The 15,161-nt window shown below is 73.8% G+C and carries 10 protein-coding genes; 5 read left to right on the plus strand and 5 right to left on the minus strand.

The window, feature by feature from the left end; all coding sequences use genetic code 11:
• Window positions 1-220 precede the first annotated feature (220 nt).
• Window positions 221-1,768 (plus strand): FAD-dependent monooxygenase, encoded by a 1,548-nt coding sequence (locus ABZ956_RS13080; protein ID WP_361891356.1) that lies wholly within the window; start codon window positions 221-223, stop codon window positions 1,766-1,768.
• A 126-nt stretch (window positions 1,769-1,894) separates the two neighbouring features.
• Complete coding sequence (locus ABZ956_RS13085) at window positions 1,895-3,472, plus strand: FAD-dependent oxidoreductase (protein WP_361891359.1); 1,578 nt, start codon at window positions 1,895-1,897, stop codon at window positions 3,470-3,472.
• A gap of 45 nt (window positions 3,473-3,517) precedes the next feature.
• Here the strand turns inward: ABZ956_RS13085 and ABZ956_RS13090 are convergent, their stop codons facing one another.
• Genes ABZ956_RS13090 through ABZ956_RS13105 form a run of 4 tightly spaced genes read right to left on the minus strand, consistent with a single transcriptional unit; the run spans window position 3,518 to window position 11,146 of the window.
• A complete protein-coding gene (locus ABZ956_RS13090; RefSeq protein ID WP_361891361.1) occupies window positions 3,518-4,756 on the minus strand; it encodes a cytochrome P450 in 1,239 nt (412 codons plus the stop codon).
• Entirely contained in the window at window positions 4,729-6,342 is a 1,614-nt protein-coding gene (locus ABZ956_RS13095; RefSeq protein ID WP_361891364.1) for an FAD-dependent monooxygenase, read from the minus strand. Before ABZ956_RS13095 ends, ABZ956_RS13090 begins: the two co-directional genes overlap by 28 nt.
• A complete protein-coding gene (locus ABZ956_RS13100) occupies window positions 6,339-9,647 on the minus strand; it encodes a ferritin-like domain-containing protein (RefSeq protein ID WP_361891367.1) in 3,309 nt (1,102 codons plus the stop codon). The genes ABZ956_RS13095 and ABZ956_RS13100 overlap by 4 nt, the downstream gene beginning before the upstream one ends.
• On the minus strand, window positions 9,647-11,146 hold the full coding sequence (locus ABZ956_RS13105; RefSeq protein ID WP_361891370.1) for an NAD(P)/FAD-dependent oxidoreductase: 1,500 nt from the start codon (window positions 11,144-11,146) through the stop codon (window positions 9,647-9,649). The genes ABZ956_RS13100 and ABZ956_RS13105 overlap by 1 nt, the downstream gene beginning before the upstream one ends.
• Before the next feature lie 440 nt (window positions 11,147-11,586).
• Here ABZ956_RS13105 and ABZ956_RS13110 point away from each other — a divergent pair, with 440 nt between their 5' ends.
• The 3 genes from ABZ956_RS13110 (at window position 11,587) to ABZ956_RS13120 (ending at window position 14,719) form a co-directional block, all read left to right on the plus strand.
• Entirely contained in the window at window positions 11,587-12,570 is a 984-nt protein-coding gene (locus ABZ956_RS13110) for a DMT family transporter (RefSeq protein WP_361891373.1), read from the plus strand.
• Window positions 12,571-12,688: 118 nt separating this feature from the next.
• Window positions 12,689-13,189, plus strand: coding sequence for an inorganic diphosphatase (locus ABZ956_RS13115; protein ID WP_361891376.1), 501 nt, complete (start codon window positions 12,689-12,691; stop codon window positions 13,187-13,189).
• A gap of 36 nt (window positions 13,190-13,225) precedes the next feature.
• Window positions 13,226-14,719, plus strand: coding sequence for a hypothetical protein (locus ABZ956_RS13120; protein WP_361891378.1), 1,494 nt, complete (start codon window positions 13,226-13,228; stop codon window positions 14,717-14,719).
• A 13-nt stretch (window positions 14,720-14,732) separates the two neighbouring features.
• On the opposite strand, the gene ABZ956_RS13125 is transcribed toward ABZ956_RS13120, so the two are convergent.
• Window positions 14,733-15,146, minus strand: a complete 414-nt coding sequence (locus ABZ956_RS13125; RefSeq protein ID WP_361891381.1) for an SsgA family sporulation/cell division regulator — start codon at window positions 15,144-15,146, stop codon at window positions 14,733-14,735.
• Window positions 15,147-15,161 lie beyond the last annotated feature (15 nt).

Below are 15,161 nucleotides of genomic sequence, written 5' to 3' on the forward strand. Positions count from 1 at the left end.
AGTAGGGCCGCGGCGGTGGTGCGTTGTTGCCATCGTCGAAACTCGACCAGCCCCGCGCCGGACGCGCTTTCCCCGGCGTTTCCGGCGCCCCTACCGCCCCGCCCCGTCCCTCCCCGAGTCATCTCTTCCGCATTGCCCCATTGAGTCCCGGTCTTGCCGTGCCACACGATGAGGGCACAGGCGGCGGTGCCGTCCGCCGCGGGGTAGGGGGGAGACGCCAATGAACGACTACCGCGACGTCGTGGTCATCGGGGCCGGGCCCACGGGGCTGGCTCTGGCCATCGGGTTGCGTCAGTACGGGGTGGACGTCGCCTTGGTGGAGAAGGCGGACCGGGGGAAGCGGGAGGCTCGGGCCGGGATCGTGTGGCAGCGGGCGCTGGAGGTGCTGGGCGATCTCGGGTGTGCCGCGGAGGTGCTCGAGGAGGGGCTGCGGCTGCGGCGGGTGGAGGTGATCGCCGAGGGGCGGCGGGTCGGGGGGATGACCTTCGGATGCGGGGGAACGGCGTTTCCGCATCCGGTGTCGATCGAGCAGGACGCCGTGGAGCGGCTGCTCGGGCAGCGGCTCGCGGCGGTGGGCGGCGAGGTGGAGTGGTCCACGGAGGCCGTGGCGGTGCGGGCGGGCCAGGACGGGGCCGAGGTCGATCTGCGCTGCGCGGACGGAAGCACGCGGACCGTGCGGTGTGCCTGGGTGGTCGGGTGCGAGGGGGCGCGCAGCGTGGTCCGCAAGGAGCTCGGCATCCCCTTCGAGGGCGAGCGGCGGCCGAATCTGCAGTGCCTGCAGCTGAACGCCGTGGCCCAGTGGAAACACCCCTACGCCCCCGACCTCACCTATTTCTTCCTCGAGCGCGGCGTCTCACTGGGGGTGTCCCCCCGGCCCGGCGGCGGGCACCGGTTCTTCTGCTTCCGCACCGACCCGGACCCCTCCGTCGAGCAGCCGCCCGGCGTGGAGGAGATGCGGGACCTGGTCGCCGACGCCGCCCACGACCCCGGCGTCCGCCTGGTGCCCACCGAGCCCGGCTGGGCCAACCGGGCCCGTTTCCAGGACCGGATCGCCGGTTCGCTGCGCCAGGGGCGGGCGCTGCTGGCCGGTGACAGCGCGCATCTGTGGGCGCCCATCGGTGGGCACGGGCTCAACACCGGGCTGCGCGGCGCCCACAACCTCGCCTGGAAGCTGGCGACGGCGCTGAACAGCTGGGCGGCCGACCCGTACGCCCTGCTCGACACCTACGCCACCGAACAGCGGCTCACGGCACGCAAGGTGATGGGGGAGATGCGGCACAACGTGCTGGAGCTGCCGCCCACCGCGGCGACCCTCCTGGGGATGCGCGTCCTCGGGCCGCGCCTGACACGCAGCCGGTGGTTCTCGCAGAGAATACGCACGATGCTCAGCGACCTGTCGATGCATCACCAGGAGAGCGCCCTGTCGCGAGGGACGGGGGCCGGGGACCGGCTGCCGGACGGGCCCGTCACGGTGGACGGGCGTCGCTGCCGCCTGCACGACCTGCTCTCCTACGGCCGTTGGACGCTGCTGGTCGCCCCCGGCGCGCGGGGGCGCGGCGTGGACGACGACCGGCTGCGGGCGGTGACCGGCGCCTGCGCGCTGCCCGTCGAGGTCTTCCGGCCGCGGCTGGACCCGGGCGAGGGGGAGCGGCGCCTGCCCGGCCGGGCGCTGGTGCTGGTGCGCCCCGACCGGCACATCGGACTGAGTACCGACCGCGTGGAGGAGCTGGAGGCGTACATACACCGGTGGTTCGTACGAAAGGGCTAATATCCTGCAATAGGCCCCATTGAACCCCCGCCCCTTCATCCCGGACCATGTGAGCGTCGAAGAGCAATGAAGGGGACGGTGGCCACGTCGGTCGGGCCACCGCCGTTCCGCACGGGGGAGACCTGGATGAGTGACTTCTGCCGGGACGTCGTGGTCGTGGGGGCGGGCCCCACGGGCCTCGCGCTGGCCATCGCGCTGCGCCAGTACGGCCTGGACGTGGTCGTCCTCGAGAAGGAACCGAGTACCAAGCGGGAGGTGCGGGCCAGCGTCATCTGGCAGCGGGCCCTGGAGATCCTGCGCGACCTCGGCTGCGCGGACCGGTTCCTGGGCGAGGGGCTGAGCCTGTGTCAGGCCGAGGTGTACGTCCGGGGGCGCCGCGTCGGCGGCCACGAGACCCAGGTCCCCGGCACCGCCTTCCCCCAGCCGCTGGCCATCGAACAGATCGCCATCGAGCGGCTGTTGGTGGAGCGGCTCGGCGAGCTGGAGACCGAGGTGCGCTGGGGCACCGAGGCGGTGGCCCTGCGGATGGGCGTGGACGGCGCCGAGGTCGACGTGCGCGACGCCGGCGACCGGTTGCAGACCATCGGCTGCCGCTGGGTCGTGGGCTGCGAGGGCGCCCACAGCCTCGTGCGCAAGACGATGGACGTGCCGTTCGAGGGCGAACGCCGGGTGGATCTGCAGGCCGTGCAGATCAACGCCAAGGCCGACTGGAAGTTCCCGTGCGCCCCCGACACCACCTACTTCTTCCTTGAGCACCGCGTGTGCCTCATCGCCTCCCCGCGCCCGGGCGGCGGCTACCGCTTCTTCAGCTTCCTCGACGACCCCGACCCCCAGCGCGTGGCCCCGCCGGACGTCGAGGAGATGCGCGACCTGGTCGCCAGGGCCGCGCACGACCCCGCCACCCGCCTGGTGCCGACGGTCCCGCCCTGGTACAACCGGGCCCGCTTCCACGACCGGGTCGCCGCCTCCCTGCGCAAGGGACCGGCCATGCTCGCGGGGGACAGCGCCCACATGTGGGCCCCGATCGGGGGCCGCGGCCTCAACACCGGGCTCCGGGGCGCGCACAACCTCGGGTGGAAGCTCGCCGCCGTGCACCACGGCTGGGCCGCCGACTCCCTGCTCGACACCTACTCCCGCGAACAGCGCGGCACCGCACAGGAAGTGATGCGGCAGATGCGCCGCAACGTGATGGAACTGCCGCCCTCCGTCCTCACGCTGGCGGCGATGCGCGTGCTGGGGCCCGCGCTGCTCTCCAGCGACCGTATCCACCGGCGAGGCCGCGCCATCCTCAGCGAGCTCGCCCGGAACCTGCGCGAGAGCGTCCTGTCCACCGACGGGGCCGGGCGCGCCGGCCGGGGCACCCTGTGCGCCGGCGACCGGCTGCCCGACGTGCCCGTCACCCACGGCGGCCGGCAGCGCAGGCTGCACGACCTGCTCTCCTACGGCCGCTGGACCCTGCTGGAGGTCGCCGGCCGCAAGCCGGCGCCCGACGCCGCCGAGGACCTGCGCCGCGCGGTCGGCCGCTTCCCCGTGCCCGCCGAGGTGTTCCGCGTCCAGCCGCCCCAGGACGGCGGCAAAGGCCCGCTGGCACGCGGCTCGTTGCTGCTCGTCCGGCCCGACGGTCACATCGGCCTGCGGGTGCGGACCGGCGATAACCAGGCGCTGGACGCCTACCTGGACCGGTGGTTCGTCCGCAAGAGCTAGCAAGAGCCAGCTAGCGTCGGGCCAGCGGTGTGCGTACGGCCCCCGTCAGACCCCCGTCCGTATCGTCAGCCGCGACGGGCCGTGGAAGACCAAGTCGTCCGCCCACCGCACCGGTTCGTCCGCCAGGGCGAGCCGGGGCAGGCGCCGCAGCAGCTCGCCCAGCCCGATCTCCGCCTCGGCGCGCGCCAGCGGGGCCCCGACGCAGTAGTGGATGCCCATGCCGAAGCCGGTGTGCCGGCGGGCGTCACGGCGGATGTCCAGGCGGTCGGGGGCGTCGAAGTGCTCCGGGTCCCGGTTGGCCGAGCCCAGCACCAGCACGACCTTGCCGCCCTTCGGTATGTGGCGCCCGCCGACCTCCCCGTCCTCGCCGGCCCACCTGCTGATCATCTGTACGGGCGAGTCGTACCGCACGAGCTCCTCCACCGCCTCCCGCATCAGCTCCGGCCGCGTACGCACCAGGGCGAGCTGGTCAGGGTGGGCGAACAGCGCGAGCAGGCCCTTGGCGATCAGGTTCGTCGTCGTCTCGTGGCCCGCCGTCAGGAGGTGGATGCACGTGCCGACCAGTACCTCGTCCCCGAGCGGCAGTTGCTCCTCCGCGTGCAGCATGGCCGCGATCAGATCCGCCGCGTTCGGGCTGCGCCCCGCCCTGCGACGGGCCAGCTCGGCACGGAAGTACGCCTCCAGCTCCCGCGCCGCCGCGTCCGCCACCTGGAACCCGTCGGCCCGCCGGGCCACGCGCGAGCTGGTGGCCTGCTGCAGGTCCACGGCCTGCGCCCGGAACCAGGGGCGGTCCTCGCGGGGCACGCCCAGCAGCTCGCTGATGACCAGGATGGGCAGGGGCGCGGCGAAGGCGTCGACCAGGTCGGCGGCGGGCTGCCGGGCCAGGTCGGTGACCAGGTCGGCCGCCAGCCGCCGGATGCGCGGACGCAGACCTTCCACGATCCGCGGCGTGAAGGCCTTCGCCACCAGCGCGCGGACCCGCGTGTGCCGCGGAGGGTCCATGAAGACCATCCAGTTGGCCGTGGTCCGTCGCAGATGGGGGCATTCCTCGGGCAGCCGGGCGGGCGGCGCGCCGCGGCCGTAGAGCCGGTTGGTCAGCACGCGCGCCACGTCGTCGTGGCGGAAGAAGTACCAGGCTCCCTCCGACAGATGGACCGGGTCCCCCTCCCGGTATCGCCGGTAGAGCGGGTACGGATCGGACAGGTCGACGTCCGCCGTACGGAACGGGGGCAGGCCCGTCGTGTTCTCGCCGCCCATCACGCGCCCCGCATCCTGTCCGCCCACGCACCGGGCTCCGCGGGCAGCCGGGCGCCGCACCAGGCGACGTGGCCGTCCGGGCGTACGAGCACGTACGGGCTGCCGTAGAGCTCCGCCACCGCGCGGTGCGCCTCCAGCCGGACCGTCTCCAGGGGCACGCGCCGCCGCGCGAAGGCGTCCTGCGCCGCCTTCTCCGCCGCCTCCGTGCCGTGCGCCTCGGTGAAGCACAGCAACACGAAGGCGCGGCCGAACAGGTCGAGGGTGGAGGCGCCCTCGCCGAGCCACGTGTGCGGCGCCCGCGCCCCCGGGACGGCCTTCGTACGCCAGTCGCCCTCGCCCTCACCTTCGTCGCCGCCGGCGATCAGCGGTGAGGTGTAGCGGAAGCCGAAGTGCACGTCGGGGGAGTCGAATTCCTCGCGCACCCCGCCCCGCTCCATCCCGGCCGACAGCTCGGCCCTGGCCCTGGCGCCCTCGGCCGAGTCCAGGAGGATCTCCCCGGGCAGCTCCCGGCGCATCGTGCGCATCAGATGGACGTTGGCCTCCTCCAGGCTGCGCTCGGCCACCGGGCGGCGCTCGGTGGCGTACGCGTCGAGCAGCCCCGGCCCCGCCCATCCGGCCAGTTCGCCGGCGAGCTTCCAGCCGAGGTCGGCGGCGTCGGCGATGCCGGTGTTCATGCCGAACCCCCCGGACGGCGACAGGGTGTGCGCGGCGTCGCCCGCGAGCAGCACCCGGCCGTCGCGGAAGCGCTCGGCGACGCGATGGGTCAGGTACCAGACGTTCTCGGAGAGGATCTGCACGGGCGTCTCGGGCGCGATGGCCGCCCGCACCATGGTCAGGGCGTCCCCGTGCGCGGCGGGCTCCCCCTCCCGCACCCCCACCGTCAGCCGGTACAGCCCCTGCCCGTCCATCGACCGCAGCGGGAAGCGCAGCGCCGGCGGCCGGGTGAGGAAGTACACCAGGGCGTTGCGCTCGCCCAGTTGCCCGCGCAGCCGGGGGGCGCGGAAGAGGATGTTGCGGAAGACGCGGGTGGCGTGGCGGCGCGGCGCCTCGATGCCGGCCGCCTTGCGTACGGGCGAGGCGGCGCCGTCGCAGGCCACCAGGTAGCGGGCCCGCACCGTCAGGGTCGTCCCGCCGTCCGCCAGGTCCGTCAGTGTGGCGCTGACCCCCTCGGGGTCCTGGGTGAAGCCGTCCAGCCGGCACCGCAGGCGCAGCGGGCCGTCCGGGTGGACGCCCACCTCCCGGGCGAGCAGGGGTGCCAGCCAGTGCTGCGGGCACGGATGCTCGGGCTCGGGGGTGTAGGGGAGCTCCGGGCGGCTGTCGGCCGTGCCGAAGTCCAGGCGGTGGATCTCGTGGTCGCCGACCGCCGTGACCCAGGCGATGTCCAGCGGGTGGTCGCCGGGCCAGCCGGCGGTCCGGATCCGGCCGGCGACGCCCCAGCGGCGGAAGAGCTCCATCGACCGCGGGCCGACCGTGCCGACCTTCGGGTGGGCGATCGTGCCGTCCGAGGCCTCGACCTCGATGAAGTCGACGCCCCGCTGCCTCAGGTCCAGGGCCAGCGCCATGCCGACGGGGCCCGCGCCCACGATGAGTACCTCGGTGTCGTAGTTCCTCATGGCTGTTCCCCACTCCGGCGGAAGAAGTCGGCGTAGAAGGCCATCATGTCGGCGACCTGGGCGGGCACCGGCCCGCACTTCCCGGCCGTGGCCGCCACGTGCTCGAAGCGCAGCGCGAGCGAGCGCCGCGCCACGTCGGGCCGGGGGGTGAACGCCGGAGCGGCGTCCAGTTCGAAGGTGGGGCCGGCCGTGCGGCCGCGCCGCCCCGACTCCATCGTGACGAGCAGCTCCGCCAGCGGGCGCATCACACCGGTCATCACGTCGATGGAGGCGTTCATCAGCTTCGAGCGGCGCAGGCTGCCGTCGGGGCTCTCCCCGAAGTGCTGCGCCATCAGGTGCAGCATCAGGTGGTACGAGCGGTTGAAGAGCCGGGCCACCGTGCGGGCCTCGGGGTCGGTGATCTGGTCCTTGGCCGCGTCGCCCGCCCCCAGCGTCGGGTTGCGCAGCACCGGGTAGGCGGGGTTCCAGGGCACCAGCCGGCCGTGCGGACCGGCGACGCGCTCGCTGGTCAGCACCTCGCCGATCCGCAGGAAGCTGTGGAAGTGGGAGGTGTCCGAGGGCGCGGCGGAGCCCAGGACGCCGCCCTCGCCCTGTTCGCTGATGAAGTCGACGGCGAACAGCGCGCTGGAGAGGTCGTCGACCTCCAGCTGGTAGTCCGGGTGAACGGTGTTGACCGACTCGCGCATGAACACGTGGTGTTCCCCGCCGCCGCGCCCCTTCTCCACCAGGAACAGGTCCGGGACGCGCTGGAGCCCTTCGCGGATGCCCGCGTACAGCTCGCTCACCGAGCCCCAGGTGAAACCCAGCGGGCGGACGGCGTCCGGGCCGGTGCCGCCCTCCCGCCGGACCTCGGGGGTCAGGCCCGCCGGCTGTTCGATGGCGATGTAGCGCTGCACGCTGCCGACGCTCAGCCCCTCCAGGGCGAAGTCCAGCGGCACCGGCAGCTCGCTGTTGATCGTCGCGAAGTCGATGAGCGGCACGTGGAAGGGCTCGCCCATCGCCATGATGATGTTGTTGACCAGCAGGAAGTGGATCATCTCTTCGCGGGCCACGTTCAGCAGGCCGCCGCGGATCCCGTCGTCCAGCGTCGCCCCGCCCTGCCCGCAGGCCAGTTCGAGCTGCTCGGCCGTCCATTGCCCCCGCCGTACGTACTCCCGGCCGGCGCCGTGGGTGGGCACCGAGAACGCCGCGTACAGGTACTGCAGCATCACGGCCAGCTCCAGGGTGGCCGCCTGCTTCAGCACGGTCCACAGTTCGCCGCGGGTGGCGATGGCCGGGCCCCGGCCGAGCACGGCGGGGACGGTCAGCGGCGGGCGCACCCGGGCCTGCTGGTTGCGCAGGTACGCCAGCAGCAGACGGGCCTTGGGGTCGGACAGGTCGCGGGTGGGCGGCATGTAGTACGTCTTCGCCTTGTTGCGCGGGTCGCACATCTGCCACACCAGCTCCGCGTACGTCTCGACCTTGCAGCGGTCGGCGAGGCTGAAGACCTCCGAGCGCATGAAGGAGGAGACGTGCTCGTAGTAGGCGAAGATCTCCCGGTGCAGCAGCTCGAAGTCGACGCTGTCGCGGGGGATGTCGTCCAGGTGCCAGTCGTCGGGCAGGACGCGAACGGCCAGGGAGCCGGCGCCCGCCCAGTAGCCGAGCGCGTCCTCGTCGTCGTACGCCGTCCAGGCGGAGCCCGGCCCGCCGGGGTCGGCGGGGGCCGGCAGGTCGGCGGGGCCGGTGGAGAGCAGGACCCGGCAGGTGCCCGCCCGTTCGCCGCGCAGGGTGAGCAGGCCGTGCCCGTGCTCGTCGGTCTCGACGACGCATTCCTCGGCGTAGGCGTCCGCACCGCCGCGCATCTCCAGCACGACCGCGTCGCCGCGGCGTGCCCCGGGGCTCCCGGCGACGGCGTCGCCGGGCAGGGCGCGGGGGTTGAAGTACTGCCGTACGCGCACGGGCCCGGCGCTCGCCGGGCGGCCGCGCACGTAGGACCGCAGCGGTACCTCCACCGCGTGGTCGCGGTGCCGGGCGCGGTCGCGGTGGTGCACCACCACCAGGGCCTCGTCGCTCTGGACGTTGACCTCCCGCTCGGTGAGCAGCGTCGTCCGCCGCCCGTCGGGTGACGTGCCGGTCAGGCACAGGGCCTCGTCGGCGGCGGCCTCCCAGCCGGGTTCGGCGTCCACGGTGACCAGGCCCGCGGTGCTGTCGGTGTCCCCGGTGTACGAGGCGGCCGGTACGCGCGCCACGAGCCGGTCCGTGCCGGCCGTCCGCAGCTCGAGGTCGCCGGCGTCCAGCGGCGGGCCGAGCCGGTGCAGGGGGCCGGGGCCCGCCTGGCGGGCCCGGCAGGTGACCGGCACCGCGGTGATCATGTCGAGTCCGGCCCGCCCCCGGGCGAGGTGGACCGTGAGGTGGTGCAGCCCCCCGCCGCCCGCCCCCGGACGGGGGGCGAGCAGCCGGCCGGCCGGATACGTGCGCAGTTCGTGCGCGTACCAGGGGGCGATCGTCCCGCGCACCCGCCAGTGGCTGGGCGTGTCGGGGACGAGGGGGGAGGCCATGTTGTCCAGCGCGAACCGCACCACCAGGCCGTCCGCCTCCTCCAGAGCCGCGCGCAGCGCGTCGACGGCCGGGGAGAGCCGGGCGTCCGGCAGCCACCGCGGCCCTGGTCCGGTGTCGTCGGCGCCGTCCGGGGCGTCGCGGCCCGTGACCACGAACTGGTGGACGGCGCTGTAGCGCAGGTGGGGTGCCAGGACGTGCTCGCCCACGTCGAGGATGTGCCCGAAGTCCACCCAGCGCGGCGGCTGGAAGCCGTGGACGGGGCCGGTGAGCATATAGCCGTCGTCGTGCGAGCGCCCCAGGCGGCCGAAGCCGAACTGGCCGATCATCAGGGCCGTGGTCCACCGGGAGGCGGGGTCGAGGTCGAAGACCCGGGCGCGGTTGACGGTGGTGCGCAGGTAGTCGTTGTAGTGGCCCCAGACATCGACGCCGCGGCCGACGACCGGGTCGGTGGTGTCCGGCGGCCCGTCGGCGACCTCCGCCGACACGATCCGGGCGTCTATCAGGAAGTGCCCGTTGCCGTCGAAGTTCCAGCCCTTGGCGAGGCTGAACTCCCCGTCGGGGCAGGGCCGGCCCGACGCGTCGAAGTGCGGGCCGCGCCGTTGCAGGTAGGCGTGGTACTCGGCGGCCGGCCGGTCGGCGGGGAAGGGCCCGTCGTCGGTCAGGGCCCGGTTGGTGGCCAGGTCGGCCAGCCCGCTGCGCGGGCCGGTCGGCAGCTTCGTGGTGGCGGTGCCGGCGAAGTGCAGTCGCGGCAGGTCGAAGACGCTCATCACAGGGCTCCCGCGGGGTTGGGCCGCCCGGTGACGGCGGTGGGGCGGTGGGCCGGCCGGTAGCGCTCGACGTCCTCGACGGCCCGCAGGGCGGACTCGATCGCTCCCTCGATCCAGGCGGGCGCCGTGGAGCAGTGCTCGCCGGCGAAGAAGAGCCGGTTGACCGGGCGGGCGGCCCGCAGGCGCTCCTCCTCGCACTCGGCGGGGCTCTTGCCCCAGCGCGTGGCGCAACCGCCCCCGCTCCAGGGGTGGTCCCCCCAGGCCACGCTCACCGCGTCGAGCACCATGCCGGGCGTCATCAGCTCGGGATGGACGACGCTGAGCTCCTCCAGGACGACGCGGTGGCGGCGGCGGGCCGACATCCTTCCCAGCCGGGCCGCCTCGTCGCCGATCGTGTAGCTGGCCAGCAGGGTGGCCCCCCGGCCCGGATCGCCGTCCACGGGCGGGTAGTACGTCTGCCGGATGCGCCCGCCGGTGAAGGAGGCGCCGCCCTGGATGCCGCCCTGCCGCCAGAACGGCTCCCGGCAGTGGAAGGCCACCTTGGTGGCCGGGCAGTAGACGACGTCCCGCAGGACGGCCAGCTTGTCCTCGTCCAGGCCGCTGAGGCGCATGCGGCGCATGGCGGGGAAGGGGACGGTGCTGACGACGAAGTCCGAGCGCCTGACGACCGTGCGGGAACCGGCCCGGACGTGGACCAGGACGTGGTCGCCCCGCACGTCGATCCCTGTGACCCGGCGGCCGGGGATGATGGGCCCGCGGATCCGCGCGGCCAGGCGGTCCGTCAGCTGGTCCATGCCGCCGTCGAGCCGCAGCAGGTCGGGGCTGGTCTCGGCGAGGATGTCGTCGAGGAAGCTGTTGAGCCTGCCGCTGCAGCCGGCCCGGATGCCCGGGTGGGCGGAGAACAGCGAGTGCAGGTCCACCCGGTCGCGTCCCCGCCCGCGAAGATGCCGGGTCAGGTCGACGCGCGCCACCAGGTCGAGCAGTTGGCGGCGCAGGTCCTCGCGGAGCGCCTCGCGCAGGTCCGGCGGTGCGATGGCGTCGACAATGGCCGTCAGCCACGCCCCGAAGACGATGGTGCCGTGGTCGTACCGGTGGCCGGGCAGGTGCCGCTCCAGCTCGCGCCGGAAGTTCTCGCGCAGCGGCCCGGCCGCGTCCCGGATGCGAATGAAGCCGGCGGCCGTCTGGAGGAATGCGTTCTCCTCCGACATCAGCGTGGTGAAGGCGCGGAGTTTGCCTTCGAGGCCCATCATCCTGATGTATTCCAGGGTGTTGTGGTGGTGGGTCGGAATGCGCATGGCGCCGAGTTCGACGGACGGTGCGCCCGGGGTGTCGCCGAACCGGTGGGTGTGGATGCGCCCGCCGATACGGGTGTTGCCTTCGAGGATCTCGACCCGGTAGCCGAGCCGCTCCAGCTCGTACGCCGTCACGAGGCCGGAAATCCCGGCGCCTATGACGGTGACCCGACGGGTGTCCTGTTCGAATTTATCGAGCGCGTGCACATGCCAAACTCGCGAGCTGCCGGACATTGAAGCTTCCCCCCGTAAACGTGCATGTATTCCCCGTTTGAGCCTACATAGCGTTTTCCTGTACGTAGGCCCTACACAATGGTATTTCAGGTCACCCTCATTCCCGCGGTGGATTTCCCGGGAGGCGTCGACCAATGCGTAGACGCCATACGCATAAAAGCGGTCCGGGATCATCCGGATAAGTCGTGGAACAATGCGCCGGGTAAAGTCGGGTGCGCCTGACGGGTGTCGCCAATCACGCGGCACTCATCCGTGCCGCCTACCCGTACTCCATCGGGAGTACGGAAAAGCCCGTACCCAAGTACGACGACGAAGGGCCCCGCGGCAGGCATGGTTGAGGTCATGGAGCACGAGGGGACCGAGCACAGAGCCGGGCGGGAACACGGGGGCGGAGCCGAGCACAGAGGCGGCTCGTGAGCGCGCTCGTGGCATCGGTGCTGCTGTGCCTGGTGTCCGCCGTCTGCTACGCCGGGGCGGCCATCGTGCAGGAGCGCGTCGCCGCCACGGGCGACAGCGGCGCGTACGCCCCGCTGCGCCGCGCGGGGTGGTGGGCCGCGGTCGCGATGACCGCGCTGGGCGCCGGCCTGCATGTCGTGGCGCTGGCGTACGGGCCCCTGAGCCTCGTTCAGCCACTGGGCGCGCTGACGATCGTCTTCGCGCTGCCGATGGCCGCGCTGTTCGTCCACCGGCCCGTCGGAGCGGCCGGCTGGCGCGGCGCGTTCCTCGCCACGGCGGGCCTGGCGGGGCTGCTGAGCCTGACGGGACCGCCGAGCGCCGAGTCCATCGACGGCACCCAACGCCCGGCGCTCGCCGCCGGGGTACTGGCCGCCGTGGTCCTCCTCGCGTTCGCCGCGCGCTGGACGCGCCGGCCCGTCGTACGCGGCGTGGTCCTGGCGACGGCGGCCGGTGCCGCCTTCGGGATGGGCTCGGTCTTCACCAAGGCCGTGGCCGAGGACTGGACCTCCCATGACGCGGACGTCGCCGCCCTGCTGCCGAGCGTCGGCATCATCGCGCTGTTCGCCTCGGCCGGCATGCTGCTCTCCCAAGCCTCCTACCGGGGCGCGGGCCTGGCGGCCCCGCTGGCGACCGTCACCGTCGTCAATCCGGTGGTGGCGGCCGCCGTCGGCATCGTGGTGCTCGGCGAGGCCTTTCGCTTCGGCGTGACGGGCGGTCTGCTGGCCGGTGCGGCGGGGGCGGTGGCCGCGGCCGGGGTGGTGACGCTGACGCTGCAAAATGCGACCAGGGCGACGGATGCCGGGAACAACGAGCTCAGCGCCCCCGGTCCCGATGCGGTAGGCGCCCCCACACCGGATGGCGTAGGCGAACCCCGGGTGCCCGGAGCCCGGCAGCCCGGACGGTGTCTGGTTTCCACCCGTTCGGGCCCGAAGTCCCGCTGAAGGGCGGGCGCCTGCGCCCGTCGCCGGTCCTCGACGGCCCGGGCGACGCGGCATGGCGCCCACGGGGCGGCACGCGTCACCATGGTGATCCGGGCCGACCCCCTCCCCAGGAGCCACCGTGGACTTCGACGTCGTCGTGGAGATCCCGCAAGGCAGCCGCAACAAATACGAGATGGACCATGACTCGGGGCGCATCCGGCTCGACCGCATGCTGTTCACCTCGACCCGCTACCCGGCCGACTACGGCTACATCGACGCGACGCTCGGCGCCGACGGAGAGCCGCTGGACGCGCTCGTGCTGGCGGGCGACCCCACCTTCCCCGGCATCGTCATCCGCTGCCGTGCCATCGGGATGTTCCGGATGAGGGACGAACAGGGCGAGGACGACAAGGTGTTGTGCGTCCCCTCCGGCGACCCCCGTCACGAGCACCTCCGGGACCTCAGACATCTGCCCGAGTTCGACCGGCTGGAGATCCAGCACTTCTTCGAGGTGTACAAGGCCCTCGAGCCCGGGAAGTCCGTCGCCGCCGCCTGCTGGGCCGGCCGCGACGCCGCCGTCACCGAGATCATCGCCTCCCGGGTGCGCGCCGAGCGGGCGGGGGAGAGCGCGTTCTGGTGACGCCGTAGGGGCACGGCGATGCGATAGACAGGGGCCATGGTCACGACCGACCGGCGTGCCGGAGCCGCCCCCGGCACCACAGGCGCACCGTCCCTGCTCCGCCGCACCATCCTCCTCGCGGCCGTCGCCCTCGCCTACGCGGCCCTCCAACTGTGCTTCGCCGTCGCCCACATGGACCTCGGCTGGGACGAGAGCGTCTACCTCTCGCAGGTGGACCCGCGCCGGCCCGCCGCCTTCTTCAGCGCGCCCCGCTCGCGCGGCGTCACCGTCCTCGTCGCACCCGTCATCGCCCTCACCCCCTCCGTCACCGCCCTGCGCGTGACGCTGGCGCTGGCGTCCGCCGCGGCTCTGTACGCCGCGTTCGCGGTGTGGGAGCCGCTGCTCGGCCGGGCCCGCGCCGCCCTCGCGGCACTGCTCTTCGCCGGCCTGTGGATCACCGTCCTCAGCGGCCCCGAGGTCATGCCCAACCTCTGGGTCGCCCTGGCCTCCCTCGCCGCCGTGGGCTGGTTCCTGCGGGCCCGCGACGACGGCCCCCGGCGCCGCCGTGCCCTCGTGGGCCTGGCCGCCTCGCTGGCCGCCGCCGCGCTGCTGCGCGCTCCCGACGCCGGCTGGCTCGCCCTGCCCCTGCTCATCGCCTGCGCGGGCGTGCCGGACTGGCGGCGGCCCGCCACCGTGGCAGCCGTCACCGGCGGCCTCGCGGCGGGCGGCGCCCAGTGGGTGGCCGAGGCGTACGTGCGGTTCGGCGGCGTCGGCCGGCGGCTGTCGGTCTCCAGCGGCACCGAAGGCGGCATGGGCGAGCACCCGGGCGCCGGCCTGCGCGCCGCCTACCGCGCCCTCAACGGACCCCAGCTGTGCCGTCCTTGTCACATCGCGGGCCCCTCCGTCACCCACGCCCTGTGGTGGCTGCTGCTGCCCGCCCTCACCGCGGCGGCCTGCGCCCTCGCGGTGACCGGCCGCCGCCGCGGCCGGCGCGCCGCCGTCACCCTCCTGCCGGTGGCCTGCGCGCTGGCCCTCGCCGCGCCCTATCTGCTGCTGCTCGACTACTCCGCACCGCGCTTCCTCCTCCCCGCCTACGCGCTGCTGGCCCCGCCCGTGGCCGGCCTGGCCCTGCACGCGGCGGGCGCGGCCCGTACCGGCCGTACCCGGCTCGCGGTGTCCGCGCTGCTGGGCGCCGTGCTGGCCGCCCATCTCGCCGTGCAGGCCGGGGAGCTGCGCGTCAACACCGCCGACGCCCGTGACACCACGGTGCGGTACCGCCGCGCCGCCCAGGAGCTCGGCCGGCTCGGGCTGACGGCCCCGTGCCTGGTCACGGGACCGCGCGCACAGCCGGTGGCCTACGCTGCCGGCTGCGCCTCCGCCCAGATCGCGGGCAACAACCGCTCGCACACGGCTGCCGACATCGTCCGCAGGGCCTCCCGTATCCCGACGGCGCTTCTGTTCGACACCAAGGACCCCTATCTGCCGTCCTACGCGCGCGATTGGCGCCCCCACCCCTTGCCGGGCACCGAGTGGCTGGCCTACCTCCCTTAGCGGGAGGCGTCCCTCAGGCCTGTCGCAGCAGCGCGGCCAGGTCGCTGTCCACGTCGAGCTGCCCGCCCTCGCCGCCCGCGGGCACCAGCGCGTACGAACGCGCCAGGAAGGCGCGCAGCTCGGGGGTGTCGATCTGCACCATGGCCACGCCTTCCCGCGCGTGGAACTCCAGCACCGTGCGGTGCGGGCCGCAGGGCCACACCCGTACGTCGCCGCCGCCCGCAGAGCGCAGCAGCCCGCGGGCCAGCAGGTCGCGGGCGAAGGCCCATTCGACCTCCGCGCCGTCCAGCGAGGCCGTCGCGGGGAAGGCGATGCGTACGGCGAACGGGTCGGTGCGCTCGTACCGGAGGTGTGCGGGGACGGTCCGGGACGGCGGGGCCGACGCGATGATCCGTGCCTGGACAGGCTGTTCGATGACAGTGGACAACGCCAGCTCCCTTGC

Source organism: Streptomyces sp. NPDC046261, from assembly GCF_040646235.1.
Taxonomy (GTDB): domain Bacteria; phylum Actinomycetota; class Actinomycetes; order Streptomycetales; family Streptomycetaceae; genus Streptomyces.

Bases quoted from the DNA above. Each gene is read 5' to 3' on its own strand.
- ABZ956_RS13085 (WP_361891359.1), top strand. From the start codon at position 1,895: ATGAGTGACTTCTGCCGGGACGTCGTGGTCGTGGGGGCGGGCCCCACG.
- ABZ956_RS13080 (WP_361891356.1), top strand. From the start codon at position 221: ATGAACGACTACCGCGACGTCGTGGTCATCGGGGCCGGGCCCACGGGG.
- ABZ956_RS13100 (WP_361891367.1), bottom strand. From the start codon at position 9,647: ATGAGCGTCTTCGACCTGCCGCGACTGCACTTCGCCGGCACCGCCACC.
- ABZ956_RS13120 (WP_361891378.1), top strand. From the start codon at position 13,226: ATGGTCACGACCGACCGGCGTGCCGGAGCCGCCCCCGGCACCACAGGC.
- ABZ956_RS13095 (WP_361891364.1), bottom strand. From the start codon at position 6,342: ATGAGGAACTACGACACCGAGGTACTCATCGTGGGCGCGGGCCCCGTC.